Here is a 15766-nt window from a genome sequence, read left to right as displayed (position 1 = left end):
ATCATCTTGATATCGTTTCATTGGAATGCTCCTATCTTGTTTTATTAATTATGGCACAACTGTTCAGAAATTTATGTACCAAATACTAGGATAGGAGCAGATGCGCCTCGTCGATCGTTTATTAGCCTTATAACCAAAAAAGAGCAGTTTATACCTTTTATGTAGACATACTTTCCGTTATTCATCATAAAGATTTTTAGCAATTACAAAATACTATTACAGTCAGCATACGACTAGCTCATTTCTGGCAATTACCTGAACCTATAAAAAAGGTCAGCTGGCCCTAAAACACCATCTATCAGAAGTTTGAAAATAGTTTTATATATAAAGTTATCTAACGGTCCCGGACAGGCTAACAATAAAATTAAAGCTATTAAGCGTACGGCATATGGTTTCCGTAATTTTAAGTTATTCCATTTGCGTATATTAATTGCTTTTAAAGACAGTTTTTACTCACAAAACTATACAAAAAGCAGCCAAATTCATATAGAATTCAGCTGCTTAGTGCTCAAGTTATTCAATTAAATAATTCTGCTATCAGTACCATTACGAATAACCTGTTTTTTATTCAAGAAAAACCGTAGTTTTTACTCATACCCACAATCTAAACCAGCTTGACAACAGTCATAAGTGAAATTTCCCACTCAAACCGATTTGCCATGTGAAAAAGAAAAGTTGGTTAAACTATTTTTAGCTTTCAGCCGTTTCAGGCTGCACCTTGCGGCTATATTTTTTTTCAACCCAACCTAAGGCCAGATCTGCAATGATCGCCATCAAGGCGGTTGGCAACGCCCCGGCTAAGATAATGGCCCCCCCGTCGGTGGCATTGGTCCCTCTGATGATTATATCACCCAAACCACCAGCACCAACGAAGGCTCCGATTGCAACATTCCCAATTGCGACAACTAATGCATTACGTAACCCGGCCATGATGACAGAAATCGCCAAGGGCAATTCAACCAGAAACAGCTGTTGCATCTTGGTCATACCCATACCTTGCGCAGTATCGATCACGTCTTTAGAAACCGAGATCATACCAGTATAGGTGTTTTTCACAATTGGCAGTAACGAATACAAGAAAACTGTCACAATCACAGTTTTCATTCCTAGGCCCAATGCGAGCATCAGAATTGATAACATCGCTAGCGAAGGAACAGTTTGGATTACATTAGCTGTTCCAATCGTAAATGAACTTAGTTTGTGGTGACGCGAAATAAAAATTCCTAAAGGAATTCCGACAACTGCAGCGATCAACACGCCATAAATCGCAATTAAGAAGTGCCGGGTAAATTGTTCGAGCACATATGAGCCGTTCTGAGACATATAGTACCAGAACTGCTGCCATAATCCCATGTTAGTCATTATTGATCAGCTCCTCTGAAGTAATTATGTTTTTCTAGAAAGTTTCTGGCGACTACCGATGGTTCATTGAGGTTATTATCTACTTCATAATTCAACTCTTGCATTTGTTTTAAATCAATTTTTCCATCCAAACGATGCAAAAGTTTGCGCAGGTCCGGATTATCTCTTAAGAATTTGCCGTTAGCAACCAAAGAAGAATCATAGGGTGGAAAGAAGTGCTTATTATCTTTTAAGACTTTTAAGTTATAACTCTTAATCCGACCATCAGTCGAATAACCAAGCACCGAGTTCATCTCTCCTGACTCAACCGCTGAATATACTAGCCCAATCTGCATTGGGAAGACCCGTTTGAAATCAAACCCATAGACCTGGGAAAACTCCTTATAACCATCACCTTTCCGGTTCATCCAGGAACTATCAACCCCAGCTTTCATCTGGGGAGCGTGACTTTTTAGATCACTGATCGTGTTTAAGTTATACTTTTTAGCAAGCTCTTGCGTCACCATAAAGGCGTATGTGTCGGAAAAGCCCATCGATGGGTAACGCACCTGGTCATAACGTTTTTTTAACTCACGATTTACAATTTTCGTCGCTTTTTTAGGATCTTTAACAGGGTCCATCTGCAGCGTCCCTGTCAAATCAGTACCAGTATAACTGGTTGCCATAATGTCAGCATCGTTTCTTTGTAATGCCTTTTGAGACACCGTACTAGAACCTAAGTTATTGACCAACGAAGTATTATAATCTGTTTCGTGCGTGATTAACTCCGAAATAATATTAGCGATAACCTGCGATTCAGTCGAAACAACCGAGGCAATCCGGACATTTTTTTGTGAGCTGGCAGTGCCACTTAAACTAGAAAACGAAAAGCCAACAATTAAAACTAAGACCAAACATGCAACGATTAAAACGAGGCTCTTGATCCGACGATTAATGTTCTTTAACATGTTTTTTACCTCCTATCGTTGTGAAACCGGTGTGAGGTGATATTCCAACCGGCCTAAGAGATAGTCCACGACTAACGCCAGAATCGTGACGGGGATTGTCCCGCCAATGATCAAATCAGGCTGATAGAGGTTCAAGCCATTGAAAATAAAATCACCTAGCCCGCCGGCACCAATGTAGGAAGCTAAAGTTGCCCATGCAATCACATAAACTGCAGACAAACGAATCCCAGCCATGATAACTTGCATCGCCATCGGTAATTCGACCTGAACGATCGACTGCATCGTCGTCATGCCCATTCCGCGCGCACCGTCTTTGATCGTCGGATCAACATCATTCATACCAATATAGGTATTACGCAGAATCGGCAGAAGTGAATAGATAAATAGTGCGACGATGGCCGGAACTTTCCCGATTCCAAAGAGTGGAATCATCAAGGCCAGCAAAGCTAACGAGGGAACGGTTTGCAGCATGCTGGCGATTCCAACAACGACTTTAGCCACCCGTGGAAACCTAGTCAAAGCCACGCCGATTGGAACAGCAACTAAGACACCCAAACCTAATGCAACAACAGAAATATACAACTGTTCCCAGGTTTTTGCCACTAACTCACTACCATGTGCACTCAAAAAAGTCATCATAATAATCACTCTCCTTTGACAGTGGCAGTTTCTTGATATTTAGCTTGGTCTTCCTCTTTTTCGGCAATATTATCATCCGAATTACCCCAGATCGTGTCATAGACGACATCCACCATCGTTGTCCGGTTAACGATTCCCAGAAGCTTATTATCGTAATCGACAACTGGCAAATATTTAAATTCACGGTTTAACATTTTACGCACCGTCTGCCGCACTAACGTATCATTTGCGACCGTTGGCATATCCGTACTCAAAAGATCAGAGACACTGGTTGCCCGCCGATAATGGCTAGTAATTGTATCAATATCCACGTAGCCCTTGAAGTAATTTTCATCATCAACAACCAAGAGGGTGTCGACCCGCCGTTCCCGCATCAATCTGATAGAGTCTGGGATCGAGTGTCCTAAAGTGACCTTGACCGGATCTTTAAGCATAATCTGATCAACCGTTGACAAGTCTGCCTTCGCTTGACTTAGACGCTCTTCACCCAAGAGATTTTTGACAAAATCATTGGCTGGATATTGCAAAATTTCTTCTGGTGAAGCATTCTGAACAATTTTCCCGCCGTCCATAATCACGATTTTTGTTGCCAAACGCAGCGCTTCATCGATATCATGGGTCACGAAGACGATCGTTTTATTCAGCCGTTTCTGCAAATCACTAACTAAATCTTGCAAGGACTCGCGTGTAATTGGGTCTAAAGCACCGAATGGTTCGTCCATCAAGATCAGGTCTTGATCAGCGGCTAAAGCACGGATCACACCGACACGCTGCTGTTGCCCGCCGGAAAGCTGTGAGGGGTACCGGTCCAAGAATTCCTCAGGTAGCTCTACTTCTTTACATAATTCTTCTGCTTTTTGGCGCTTTTTTTCTTCTGGCCACTTCAATAAACGTGGAACCAAGGTAATATTATCGTAGATCGTCATGTGCGGCATTAAGCCGATGTTTTGAATCACATAGCCGATCTTTCTTCTCAAACTGACAGGATCAGTATTTTTAATATCTTTACCGTTAAACAAGATTTGGCCTGAAGACGCGTCATGCATCCGATTGATCATGCGCATCGTGGTCGTCTTTCCTGAACCAGAAGTTCCGATCAGACACACAAAGTCACCTTTATTGATCGTTAGATTGACTCCCTCAATACCAACACTTCCGCCACGGTAAACCTTTTTAACGTCTTTAAAGACTAAAATAGGGTCTTCCATCTTTTTCTCCTCTACATTTTGCTCTACATGTTAAAAAGTTTAGCATAATATCTCCTTTTTTAAAAATTATGGCAGTTTACTGATATTTTAAGAAAGAAAATTTTTGATTTTTATCATTATTGTTGCCATTTCTTGAAGTGTCGAATTTTCACCGGGCGTTGTTAACACGTTTCAATATTTTACCAGTGTCATTGGCATTTAGACCGTTCCTATCGTTAGTTTTTAATCTAGATTGTAATAATAAAAAGCCATTACTAATGCACTATTTTCTAGTAATTGTAGACTAAGATTAACATTAAATTAGAAAATTAGTTACTTTATTATTGTCAGACCACCAATTTATAATAGCTTGTTAAATAAGTTATTGAATATCAAAAAAACCGCCAATTTCCAATTAAAATTGATAGATTGGCGGTTTTTGAACAGGTTATAGATTATCTGCTAGCCCATTATTTTTTGAAATCTAGTTGCGTGCCTTCAATGCCCACAAAATCGATACTGTATCCACTACTTCTTGCAGTAATGCTCCAAATAACGGTGGCAAGAAGCCAAAACTAGCAATTAACATGAGTACTGTACAAATAACAATACCAATTAATACTGCCTGTCGGGCAACTTTCATTGTATCAGCAGCAACTTCTACTGACTTTGCAACACGTGATAGATCATCCTTTAAAATAACAACTGTAGCTGTCTCACTAGCTGCTGTCGCACCATGAGCCCCCATAGCAATCCCAACATCTGCTGTCGCTAATGCTGGTGCATCATTAACACCATCACCAACCATAACAATTGGCTTTTCATTTTCTGGTGTATCATGAATAAATTGAATCTTTTCATCAGGCAATAATTCTGCATGCACATCTTTAATACCCGCTTGAGATGCTATTTTTTGTGCGGTTTCTTTTTTATCACCGGTCAACATCAAAATATGTGTCTGCCGCTTTAACAAAGCCTGCATAGTTTTGGCTGCTTCTAGGCGGATTTGATCATTAAAAGTGATATGTCCAAAATAATGATCATCAACACTAACGTAGATAGCTGTTTGCCCCTGCACTTTTGTTGGAACATCTTCGGCCACAAAGCTTCGCTTACCAACTTTTACAGTATGTCCTAGATGCTTAGCGATTAACCCGTTCCCCGTCACTTCCTGTACATCATCCAACATTTCAAGTGTCAAACCTTGTGAACGTACATAATTAATTAGTGATCTGGCTAAAATGTGACTGGAATTCTGTTCCAAACTCGCTGCCAAACGAAGTAATTTACCTTTATCATTGCCATCTGCCACTAAAACTTGGTTAACTTGCAAGACACCTTGCGTAATCGTCCCAGTTTTATCGAAAGCAAATGTTTTCGCTTGCGCCAATTTCTCCAAAACATCCCCTGTTTTAACGACAATCCCATTTCGAGATGAACGGCTCATTCCAGATACCATCGCAACTGGTGCTGCTAAAATCAAGGGACATGGCGAAGCAACGACCAACACTTCAGCAAAACGCACAGGATCTTTTGCTACATACCATGCGATACCCGCAATAACGTAAGCAACCAGGGTAAACGGAACCGCATAACGATCAGCTAAACGAACAAAATGTGCTGGTTGGGCTTCTGACGCTTGCACTAACGCGATCAAACGCTGGTACTGACTATCATTACTCTTCTTATCTGCATACATTGTGATGGCATCATCACCGTTGATTGATCCTGATAATATTTCATCACCAACATCTTTTTGAACTGGTTCCGATTCCCCTGTTAATGATGATTCGTCAAACATTGTACTCCCAATTAAAATGTGACCATCAACCGGGACTTGTTCTTTTGGTTTCACCAGTAATTTATCACCAACATTGACATCGTCAACACCTATCTCAACTGGATGACCATTCTCGATCCGGTGTGCATATTGTGGGGAATTCGCCAGTAAAGCTTTTAGCTCCGAATTCGCCTTTTTAGCGGCATAGTCTTCAAGCGTGTCACCACCGACTAACATCAATAAAATAATCATGGCTGCCCAATACTCACCAACAGCTAATGTTGCAATAATCGCTGTAATCGCCAGTAAATCAACACCATATTTACCGGACATCAATGTTTTAACCATCTCAATAAACATTGAGATGGCAAGCACTAATCCTGTTAATGAAATTAATAATTGTGCCCACTGTGGTTGTTGCAACCCAAACTGAAAAAGTAGCGCAATGATTGCAATAACAAATATAGTGATCAGTTTTCCAAGATGCCTCATCACATAACCTCCTCCTTGCATAGACGTCTCATAGTCTAACATTACTTAATATTATTATATATCAAACGAGTAAATATTGTGAGTTTATTCACTTTATTTTTATATAAATAAATATAAAATCATTTATTAAACGTAAGTGAAAAGACTGCCGTCAATTAAGGTTCTGCAATTTTTCCAAGTTATTAACGAACGCTATGAAAAATCTATCATTAAATCGTTGGGTAGAATTTATTCCTAATGCAAAGGTGAACGCTATTTTCGGTTGACTAGTTTATACTTTTATTAGAAATCAAATTAGCGGAAATTATACAGAATAACGAGTTATTGACACTCTTTCCATCGCGATATTACCTGGTTTTATAAATAACCACATACTTAGTATTTTTAATCCAAAGACGAATCGAGTTGATAGAGAGGCTGTGCTCCTGCACAAGCACATCATATGTATAATTACCTATGTTAAACTCTTAAACAACGATATCTTGGCACATTCTATTGCCATAAAATTAAGCTCATATTGTGACATTATCAAACGAATAAAAATTGTGCGTAAATACAGTCACATACTTAAAGAGTTGTGGTTTAGTGGTTAGTAATCTTAGTTACAATACGATAACTCCTTAAATGTGTTATTTATTATGAATTCAATATATAATAAAATGAATTAATAAGGATGGTAGGAGAGAATCAAATGGCAATTTTAGATTTACAAAAAGTTGGATTTAAGGTAGAGGGTACGCAGTTAATAAAAGACATTACATTACAAGTACAGGCAGGTGATTGGCTAACAATTGAAGGACCTTCAGGGTCTGGGAAAAGTCTATTACTGAAATTAATTGCTAGTTTGTTAACGCCGACTTCGGGAAACATTTATTTTAACAATCAAAACCAAACTACGTTTCATAAAGTCGATTATCGAAAACAAGTCTCATACTGTTTTCAGCAACCCAGTTTATTTGGCCAAACAGTGAAGGATAATTTATTATTTCCATTTACTATCAGAAATATTGCTTTTGACGAGCAACACGCGATAACGGCTTTAGCTAGTGTAGATTTGCCTAAAGAATTTTTGGAAAAAGACATCAAAACGTTATCAGGTGGACAAAAACAACGTGTAGCACTTATTCGTAATTTACTGTTTCCACCAAGTATTTTGTTATTAGATGAAATAACGACAGGATTAGACGCACAAACGAAAGACATTGTGAACCGTCTACTTGTTGGATATCAAAAAAAGGGAATGACGCTGTTATCTGTAACGCATGACGAGCGTGAAATTTCAAAAGCAGATCATTTAATTCAAATTGTGTCAGGAAAAATGGAGAAAAGTCATGAATAGTGATTTACTAGTAAGTCCCATGGCATTAATGTTCGCCGTCATTTTGGTGGTTATTGCATTACTTATTAATTTACGCGAAAAAATCGGTCTTGAAAAGGATATGCTAATTAGCGTATTCCGGGCAGTTATTCAATTAGTAGTCGTAGGCTATGTTTTAACTTATGTGATTAAAGTTAATCAATATTGGGTAACCTTGTTGATGATTTTAATCATCATATTTAATGCAGCTGCTAACGCTCGTAAACGCTCACATAGTATGCCATATGGTTTTTGGATTAGTTTATTGGCAATAAGTATTTCAACAGGTGTTACTTTGGCACTACTTATACTGACTGGTGTTATAAAATTCATTCCGAGTCAGATGGTGCCAATTTCTGGGATGATTGCAAGTAATGTCATGATAGCTATTGGACTAGCCTATCGAAGCCTGTATGAGAACTTTAATGATCAACGGCAGGCGGTTTTAGAAAGATTGGCACTAGGTGCAACAGCTAAACAAGCATCTATTGAAATCGTTCGGCGTGCAATCAGAACTAGTTTGTCACCAACGATAGATTCAGCAAAAACTGTGGGCCTTGTCAGCCTTCCAGGGATGATGTCAGGATTAATTTTTGCCGGGGTTGATCCAACAAAAGCTATTATGTACCAAATTATGGTAACTTTTATGTTGTTAGCTTCCACAAGCATTGCTAGTGTTATTGCTTGTTATTTAATGTATCCACAATACTACAATAAGGATTTACAATTACTATAAAAGAGTGCTTCTCAGTGAAAAGGTTGTTGTTCTTTGTGGTTATTCGTCAAGTATTACCGATAACAGAATTATTTAATTGAATAGCTTAAACATTAAGCAGCTGAATTCTTCAAGAAGTGCCCCATAATTGTTAGACATATAATCTAACAATTATGGGGCACTTCTTTCATGGATTTTTCTTACCTGCTCTTCAATTTGACCGAAATTGTTTTGTCTCGGCCTCTTTTTTCACTTTCTAATCTGGCCTTGACCTAAAATGACATATTTCGTTGTTGTTAACTCTTTCAATCCCATTGGACCACGTGCATGTAATTTTTGCGTTGAAATACCGATTTCCGCACCAAAACCAAATTCAAAACCATCTGTGAAACGTGTCGATGCATTCACATAAACACAAGCTGCATCAATTTGTTGCGTAAATTGTTGACTATGTTCATAGTTAGTCGTAATAATGGCTTCAGAATGTTTCGTATTATATTGATTAATATGGCTGATAGCTTCATCTAGTGTATGCACCACTTTAATAGCAATAATATAATTATTATATTCCGTGTTCCAATCTTCTGGCTGAGCTGGGTGTACCTGATCACCCAAGATCTGACAAGTTTGTTCATCACCACGAATTTCTACATGGCTGTTAGCCAGCGCCTTTGCAATTTTTGGCAAGAAATCAGTAGCAATTTCTGCATTAACAAGCAGTTTTTCAGTTGCATTGCAGACAGATGGGCGCTGTGTTTTTGCATTAATTATAATATCTTCAGCCACCTGCAAGTCGGCTGTTTCATCAACATAAATATGACAATTTCCTGCACCAGTTTCAATGACCGGCACAGTCGCATTTTGCACAACCGTCTGGATCAATCGTGCTGAACCACGTGGAATCAATACATCAATATACTGATTCAACTGCATAAATTGTTGTGCTAATTCATGTGACGTCTCTGTAATCACCTGGACTGCATCTTGTGGCAACTTAAACGCCGCTAAAACAGCGCGTATGACCGCAGCAATCTTGATATTCGTTTGTAGTGCTTCCTTACCACCACGCAAAATAATCGCATTACCGGATTTAAAGCATAGCGCTGCAGAATCAATCGTCACATTTGGACGTGCTTCATAAATAATCCCAACGACACCCAGTGGTACCCGCTTCTGACTTATTTCTAATCCTGATCCTGTTGCCCAGCCTCGATCAATATTACCTAGTGGATCAGGTAAGTTAGCCACTTGTCTAACACCATCAGCAATACCCGCAAGTCGATTAGCAGTCAACGTTAATCGGTCAATGAACTTATCTTCTAAATCTATTGTATCGGCCAAATCTTCTTTATTTGCCGCTAAAATGTCAGGTGTTTTTTCTTCTAAAGCGTCAGCCATTGCACGTAACACTTGGTTTTTAGTTTTCGTCGACAATTGTGCCAATGCCTGGGCAGCAACTGCTGCTTGTTGTCCAATCCTATTTAACGACTCTGTCATCATTTGATTCCTCACTATTTTCTTTTGAAATGAAAAGCGTACCAACTTCTTCGCCATTCATAATATTAAAAATAATTGATGGATTAGTCCCATTCGCCAAAACCATCATCTGATTGTGCTTCAAAATATCAGCAGCAGCTGTTAATTTTGTCGCCATGCCACCCGTACCAAATACGGTGCCCGCACCACCAGCTCTTTTAAGTGAATCAGCTGTTACTTGATGCAATTCCTTAATTAATTTAGCATGTGGATCCTTATGAGGATTGCTAGTATAAAATCCGTCAATATCTGACAACATAATCAGCAAGTCTGCATGTGACCGTACCGCAACAATTGCTGACAGTTGATCGTTATCACTAAAAGTCACCCGATGATCCAACTCATTGACTGCCACGGTATCATTCTCATTAACGACTGGAATAACGCCCCAGTTCAGTAATTGTTCTATTGTATTATGTACGTACTGTCGACTCTGCGGATAGTCCAAGATATCATGTGTTAATAATACCTGACTAATTCTTTGACCATAAGCTGCAAAACGTTGTTGATAGACCGTCATCAACTCGCTCTGACCAATCGAAGCTAGGGCTTGTTGTTGTTGAATTTGTTCCGGTCGCTCTGTCAAACCCAATTGACCCATCCCAGCGCCAATGGCACCCGAACTAACTAGAATAACTTGTTTACCCTCATTAACCAAGCCTGTTAACGTGTAACTCAGTTGATCAATTGCCTGCAAATTTAACTTACCATTACCATGCATTAAAGAGCTTGTCCCAATTTTCACAACAATCCGCGAAACATTTTCCATGTGGCGATTTGACTTCATGCCAATTGCCTCCATTTCCCAATAATTTTTATCATAATTTTACAATAGTTGGTAAGAATAACCTAGATATAAATAAACATTCTGCATATTATGTTCCCTAGCACAATTACGTGCGTTATCTTTAATAATTTTAAATTTAAAGGTGAAAGAATTTATAGCACATGAACATAGAAATGTTGGTCACAGAATATCCCCAAATTAAAGATTTAATCATTGAATAACCAACTTTTTGACGCAATCCAGACTACGCTTTAAAAGCTGGTCTTCCCTTCTCAAAAGTTGACATTTTTAATGCTGTTGCTTGTCTAGAGCGCTTTGCACCCTACCTAGCCAATGTTTTCCCAGAAACGGCCGTGACAACTGGCATCATTGAAACGCTCTTAATTTCGTTGGATAACATTCAAACAAGTTGGAGTATCAAAATCAATACGAACTTGCTGGCCAGATATATTTAAAGGCTGACATTATCAATTAATTCCATAGCTGCCGTTTATTTATCGTTTATCATGATATGGTCACCAGCTATAATGTCAGCAAATTCAGTTAACACTTTCTGACAACATGTGTACAGATATATTTTACTTGCGAATCGCCAGTTAATTAAATATGTTAGCGGGACGAGAAGCTATATGTTGTACTAACTTCGTAACCGTTCTTACTCATTAGGTCCTCAAGTTGGGGACAATAATTATTGTAAGATAATTTCAAGCACCAAACTTGTTGTCGAATGCCATATTTAGTGGTCTTTTTCTAGAAGAATTTTTTGGACAGACTAATTAGAACTGGTCTATTTTTTATTTACCATAAATTGTTCAGAAACAAATAAAAAAGTACGATGACTAACCTGAACGATTAGCTATCAGTACTAAAAATTGTAGAACGTTTGTAAAAGCAAAATAAAAAGCGTGAAATTTTTATTTTCACGCTAGAAAGTATAAAATCGAAATTCTTATTTGTCAGTCTTTTTATTAGTAAGTTAAAGATTATTTAATTATTAACTTTTTTGTGTCAAACGCCCATCTTCAATTTCATATAAATGATCAGCAAAATCTGTTAAACGTAAATCATGAGTTACTACAATGACCGCTTTATTGTACTTAAGAGCTAAATTTTTCAGCAAGGTTCCAACTTCTGTAACTCGTGAACTATCCAATGCTGCAGTCGGTTCATCGGCCAGAATAATCGCTGGATCTGTATACAAGGCACGAGCAATTGCTACACGTTGCTGCTGACCGCCTGAAAGTTCACCAGGATATTTGTTCAACAGTGAACTGATTCCTAAAGTTTCTAAGATTTCCTTGTTTTCAACTTGTGAAACATTACCTTCTGGCCGCACTTTTTCAACAAACTTAAATTGGTCCGCCACTGTCAAATAGGGTAATAGCTTGTATGACTGTAACACAAAACCAATCTCATCGAGACGTAAGGCGTCACGTTGTTTTTGACCCATCTGATCATATCTTTTATCATTAATAGTTACCATTCCGCTCGTCGGAGTCAACACCCCCCCCATAATGGCTAAAAAAGTACTTTTGCCAGATCCTGATGGCCCGCTGATTACATTGAGCGTCCCAGCATCAGCAGCAAAATTGATTGCATGCAAGGCATGAAATCTAGCAGATCCCGTCCCATAAAAATGGTCAACATCTTTTATTTCAATTATGCTCATCTTTTCTATCCTCCAATCACCTTGACTGGGTCAACATTCAATACACTCTTGAGTGAGACCAGACTACCTAAGAGCCCCATAACTAACAATCCAATACCCGCAAAAACTAAAATTGGTACATCAAATGACATTGGAACTGTGACCGGCATAATTACAGCAGTTAAAGCAGTCAATAAACCAGCTGCTATAACTCCGCTGACCACCAACAAGAAAGATTGTGAGATTGTTGCTCCAACCAGAACCTTTCCAGGGATACCTTGAGCCCGCAAAACAGCATAATTTGGTAGTTTTTGCATCGTTAAAATGTATAGGAAAACAGCAATAATCACAAGTGAGATAACCATCAAAAAGGCAATCATCATCACAAAAGTATTATTTTGAGCAGTATATCCTGGCAATTTATTAATGATTTGCTGCTTAGTATAAGTTTGAACACTAGTCTGGTTATTATTGTACTTGGCATTCTTAGAAACGATGGCACTTGCTACCGGAGCTGTTGACTGTGTACCAACACCGCGTAGTGTTTTCCAAGAGTCAAGTTGGCCGTAAAAAACAGGCGCAATATTTAGCTTAGCATTTTTAGTAAAGCCCACGATTTTGTACGGTGTTTTGCTTCCGTTTAAATACAAGGTACTATTGAGCTTAAATCCTTTGTCTTTTAGAGAATCATCCACGACCAGTTGATTGGGTCCATTGACCTTATGTCCTTGGCTGATTTTCAAATTTTGAGCAATAAACTGATTGTCTTCCAATCCGACAAAGACTGCAGAAATTTTTTTATTGCCCGCATTTTTGGCCACCACAGAGGTTTCTCCAAGATATGCCTCATTTTCTGTTAGCTGCCTAGCTTGTTTTTTAGTCACCAATGACTGACGCATATCAACGTTAGCATTATCATTTAGAGCGACTTTATTAATGTTCCAAGAATTGATGGCGGCGGTATTTTCCCGTGCTAAACCTAAAGCCAAACTAGTCAAAATAAAAATTAAGTAACCAATCAAAATAATCATTCCGATCACCAGCCCAGATCGTAACTTCTCTTTTTTGATTTCTTTTAATGCTAAAAACATTTTTTAGCCTCCTTTCTATCCTACAATTTTTGCAAAACTGATTTTAACTGATCCAGTCTTGTATCTAGTGAAGTCGGATCCAGAATAACGTCTCGTAATGTTTGGTGATATAAAATCTTGAATGCCCACCTATCTGAGTCTATCTGAGTTGGTTTGGATCCTAAATAATTTTCATTGTGTAGATAATACATTTTAATAAAATTTCTGTAACCCGCCTGATCAGTTTCGGTAACAAAATTAGTGATTCTTTGTAAATAAAAATCGACGTTCTCAGAAGTTGCCCTTGCAGGCATTTTCTGGTGGATTTCTTCTAATGCAAAGTCAAAAACATACTTGTATGCATCGGTCAAGTCTGAAAAATATTTATAAAAAGCACCGCGAGAAATACTCGACTCTTTCACAATCCGTGCTACTTGAGCATCTGCCAAAGGATGCTCTTCAAATTCAGTGAATAAAGCTTTCCTTATCCGAACCTGTTTTTCATTTGGTAAATTAGTAAAGGTTGCTAAAACCATCTTAATACCTCTTTCAAATTAAAGTGACACTGTGTCAATAAGTTTATTATACATGGTGTTGACACCGTGTCAACATTAAGCTTTTTTGTTTTAATCTGCCTATTCTTGTAGTAATAGATATAATTACTAATAGCAGATTTTAGGTCTTTATACCTTTGTTAGTGGTTGTTATGAACTGTTCCTATCTCCAAGACATGAAATAAAATCTCTACAATGACAGTATCCAGACAAGTCGCTTTGCGATTCATACTTTGAAATACATGGTTGTTCTTCAACCGTGATACATATTCATAATTTTGATATTGAAATCCTTGGTCAGAGTGACTTGCCAAATGATAGGTGGGCTACGAATATGAAATTTTTAAGCAGTTATCGGAAGAGAAGCTTTATGCTTATTACCTTGGTTTTAAAGGAATATTGATAATTTATCTTACTTCGACTAGCGTCTTTCATCCCCTATATACCAATCTCCTTAATGTTAGTAACCCAGTTACGAATAGTGTTTACGCCTTTAATGCCCAACTTTTTGTATTTTATAAGGTGGAATATCTTGTAGGTACATTATGACAGCTTCAAATTGTACTTCTTTTGAAAACACAGTAAAACCCGTAAATTTTTCGAATTTACTCCAACTTACAAGGTTCAGTTCGATTTCTACTTTTATTGTGAGTATCTCATAATTAACTGTTAAGCACGAAAATTTAACAATCAAGGAATATGACTAACTACAATATATAAAAAACAAATAAAAATGATAATTGACATTATGTAAACAATTAATGGTATACGTGACAATTCAACATGCTAACTTGTTGCTATTCAAAAAGATAAAGGTTTTAAGTCTCTCTGAATTACTGGGATAAATCATTGAGCAATTGTAATACATTGTTGAACAACTTAATTGAAAAAATGTATTACATTTGTTATTATTGTTTTGTAGATAAATAAGTTAGGTCGGTATCGCTAATTATTTGTCTAACCGTGTGTGTTGTGATTTGTTGAAATTGCCCATATAAAAAGCACCCAATGTATTGCAAGTACATTGAGCGCCAAGGACTACTTCAACTGTTGCACGCCATAAGCTCCTTTATTTAAAATAAAATAAGTACAATGCGTACAATAATATCTAAGAACAACGAAACTTCGACATATCGTTGTTCTTTTTTATTGTTCACATGTCTCTTATTATCTTTGTTCACCTTACAGTGCTTAATTTTGTACCAGTGAAAACCGTACTTGAATAAGAGTAATAGGATTTTAATTACTTTTAACTGTTGTTCTTGAGATAAACTATTGAACCAGTTGATAACACTAAGTGCTACCAAGAATAAATTATTAAGTGACATTTTTGTTCACCGTGTCTTTCTGTTGACATGGCGTGAACAATTGAAGCGTTGCCTCATAAGTCTATTATAACATTATTTTGATACCTAATGTTTTGTTACTTATGTGAATAATATTTATCTTGACATGATTATTATATATAAAACACCCTAAAGTGACAACAAACAGTTAAAAAATTTTTTAAATGTAACACTTTAATAAAAAAGCCGTCCGTGAACTGAACCCCAAAAATTGGAGAGAAGTTTAAGCAACTAGCTGGTCGGAAATACTTCGGTATTGAACCGGAGTTTTTCCGGCCAGCTTTGTTTTAATCCGCTTATTGTTGTAGTAATAGATATAATTATTGACGGCAGACTTCAGCTCGTC

The 15766-nt window shown here is 37.7% G+C and carries 14 protein-coding genes; 3 read left to right on the top strand and 11 right to left on the bottom strand.

The features are described 5' to 3' along the window. Positions 1 to 297: 297 nt before the first annotated feature. The gene (locus tag FFM62_RS09415; protein ID WP_115471705.1) at positions 298 to 525 is read left to right on the top strand and encodes a transposase; all 228 of its coding nucleotides are present in this window, start codon (positions 298 to 300) and stop codon (positions 523 to 525) included. Between the two features lie 165 nt (positions 526 to 690). On the opposite strand, the gene FFM62_RS09410 is transcribed toward FFM62_RS09415, so the two are convergent. From FFM62_RS09410 to FFM62_RS09390, 5 genes are all read right to left on the bottom strand, one after another. Further along, positions 691 to 1362, bottom strand: a complete 672-nt coding sequence (locus tag FFM62_RS09410) for an ABC transporter permease (RefSeq protein ID WP_115471706.1) — start codon at positions 1360 to 1362, stop codon at positions 691 to 693. Next, on the bottom strand, positions 1362 to 2309 hold the full coding sequence (locus FFM62_RS09405) for an osmoprotectant ABC transporter substrate-binding protein (protein WP_115471707.1): 948 nt from the start codon (positions 2307 to 2309) through the stop codon (positions 1362 to 1364). Before FFM62_RS09405 ends, FFM62_RS09410 begins: the two co-directional genes overlap by 1 nt. A gap of 12 nt (positions 2310 to 2321) precedes the next feature. Next, positions 2322 to 2948 carry an ABC transporter permease gene (locus tag FFM62_RS09400; protein ID WP_115471708.1) on the bottom strand — a complete coding sequence of 209 codons (627 nt, stop codon included), beginning with the start codon at positions 2946 to 2948 and terminating at the stop codon, positions 2322 to 2324. A gap of 5 nt (positions 2949 to 2953) precedes the next feature. Then, on the bottom strand, positions 2954 to 4156 hold the full coding sequence (locus FFM62_RS09395) for a betaine/proline/choline family ABC transporter ATP-binding protein (RefSeq protein ID WP_115471709.1): 1203 nt from the start codon (positions 4154 to 4156) through the stop codon (positions 2954 to 2956). 463 nt (positions 4157 to 4619) lie between these two features. Continuing rightward, on the bottom strand, positions 4620 to 6407 hold the full coding sequence (locus tag FFM62_RS09390; protein WP_115471710.1) for a heavy metal translocating P-type ATPase: 1788 nt from the start codon (positions 6405 to 6407) through the stop codon (positions 4620 to 4622). A 691-nt stretch (positions 6408 to 7098) separates the two neighbouring features. On the opposite strand from FFM62_RS09390, the gene FFM62_RS09385 reads away from it, so the two are divergent. Further along, positions 7099 to 7746 carry an ABC transporter ATP-binding protein gene (locus FFM62_RS09385; RefSeq protein WP_115471711.1) on the top strand — a complete coding sequence of 216 codons (648 nt, stop codon included), beginning with the start codon at positions 7099 to 7101 and terminating at the stop codon, positions 7744 to 7746. Continuing rightward, the gene (locus FFM62_RS09380; RefSeq protein ID WP_115471712.1) at positions 7739 to 8500 is read left to right on the top strand and encodes an ABC transporter permease; all 762 of its coding nucleotides are present in this window, start codon (positions 7739 to 7741) and stop codon (positions 8498 to 8500) included. Before FFM62_RS09385 ends, FFM62_RS09380 begins: the two co-directional genes overlap by 8 nt. 228 nt (positions 8501 to 8728) lie before the next feature. On the opposite strand, the gene FFM62_RS09375 is transcribed toward FFM62_RS09380, so the two are convergent. The 6 genes from FFM62_RS09375 to FFM62_RS09350 all read right to left on the bottom strand — a co-directional run. After that, positions 8729 to 9976, bottom strand: coding sequence for a glutamate-5-semialdehyde dehydrogenase (locus FFM62_RS09375; RefSeq protein WP_115471718.1), 1248 nt, complete (start codon positions 9974 to 9976; stop codon positions 8729 to 8731). Continuing rightward, positions 9957 to 10802 carry a glutamate 5-kinase gene (gene proB, locus FFM62_RS09370; protein ID WP_115471713.1) on the bottom strand — a complete coding sequence of 282 codons (846 nt, stop codon included), beginning with the start codon at positions 10800 to 10802 and terminating at the stop codon, positions 9957 to 9959. The genes FFM62_RS09375 and proB overlap by 20 nt, the downstream gene beginning before the upstream one ends. Positions 10803 to 11796: 994 nt before the next feature. Continuing rightward, positions 11797 to 12471, bottom strand: coding sequence for an ABC transporter ATP-binding protein (locus FFM62_RS09365; RefSeq protein ID WP_115471714.1), 675 nt, complete (start codon positions 12469 to 12471; stop codon positions 11797 to 11799). 5 nt (positions 12472 to 12476) lie between these two features. Beyond that, positions 12477 to 13541, bottom strand: a complete 1065-nt coding sequence (locus tag FFM62_RS09360) for an ABC transporter permease (protein ID WP_115471715.1) — start codon at positions 13539 to 13541, stop codon at positions 12477 to 12479. A 20-nt stretch (positions 13542 to 13561) separates the two neighbouring features. Further along, positions 13562 to 14056: a TetR/AcrR family transcriptional regulator gene (locus tag FFM62_RS09355; RefSeq protein ID WP_115471716.1), complete on the bottom strand. Its 495-nt coding sequence runs from the start codon at positions 14054 to 14056 to the stop codon at positions 13562 to 13564. Positions 14057 to 15643: 1587 nt separating this feature from the next. Next, positions 15644 to 15766 (bottom strand): IS3 family transposase (locus FFM62_RS09350; protein ID WP_137604539.1); only part of this gene is annotated, 123 nt, incomplete at its 5' end.

This window comes from Weissella thailandensis (genome assembly GCF_005405465.1).
Classification (GTDB): domain Bacteria; phylum Bacillota; class Bacilli; order Lactobacillales; family Lactobacillaceae; genus Weissella; species Weissella thailandensis.
The sequence above is the reverse complement of the archived record's forward strand: the minus strand, read 5'-3'. Positions and strand labels throughout refer to the sequence as shown.

Coding starts and splice junctions, on each gene's coding strand:
- proB (WP_115471713.1), bottom strand. CDS start 10,802: ATGAAGTCAAATCGCCACATGGAAAATGTTTCGCGGATTGTTGTGAAA.
- FFM62_RS09390 (WP_115471710.1), bottom strand. CDS start 6,407: ATGAGGCATCTTGGAAAACTGATCACTATATTTGTTATTGCAATCATT.
- FFM62_RS09375 (WP_115471718.1), bottom strand. CDS start 9,976: ATGACAGAGTCGTTAAATAGGATTGGACAACAAGCAGCAGTTGCTGCC.
- FFM62_RS09365 (WP_115471714.1), bottom strand. CDS start 12,471: ATGAGCATAATTGAAATAAAAGATGTTGACCATTTTTATGGGACGGGA.
- FFM62_RS09395 (WP_115471709.1), bottom strand. CDS start 4,156: ATGGAAGACCCTATTTTAGTCTTTAAAGACGTTAAAAAGGTTTACCGT.
- FFM62_RS09400 (WP_115471708.1), bottom strand. CDS start 2,948: ATGATGACTTTTTTGAGTGCACATGGTAGTGAGTTAGTGGCAAAAACC.
- FFM62_RS09405 (WP_115471707.1), bottom strand. CDS start 2,309: ATGTTAAAGAACATTAATCGTCGGATCAAGAGCCTCGTTTTAATCGTT.
- FFM62_RS09360 (WP_115471715.1), bottom strand. CDS start 13,541: ATGTTTTTAGCATTAAAAGAAATCAAAAAAGAGAAGTTACGATCTGGG.
- FFM62_RS09355 (WP_115471716.1), bottom strand. CDS start 14,056: ATGGTTTTAGCAACCTTTACTAATTTACCAAATGAAAAACAGGTTCGG.
- FFM62_RS09380 (WP_115471712.1), top strand. CDS start 7,739: ATGAATAGTGATTTACTAGTAAGTCCCATGGCATTAATGTTCGCCGTC.
- FFM62_RS09385 (WP_115471711.1), top strand. CDS start 7,099: ATGGCAATTTTAGATTTACAAAAAGTTGGATTTAAGGTAGAGGGTACG.
- FFM62_RS09410 (WP_115471706.1), bottom strand. CDS start 1,362: ATGACTAACATGGGATTATGGCAGCAGTTCTGGTACTATATGTCTCAG.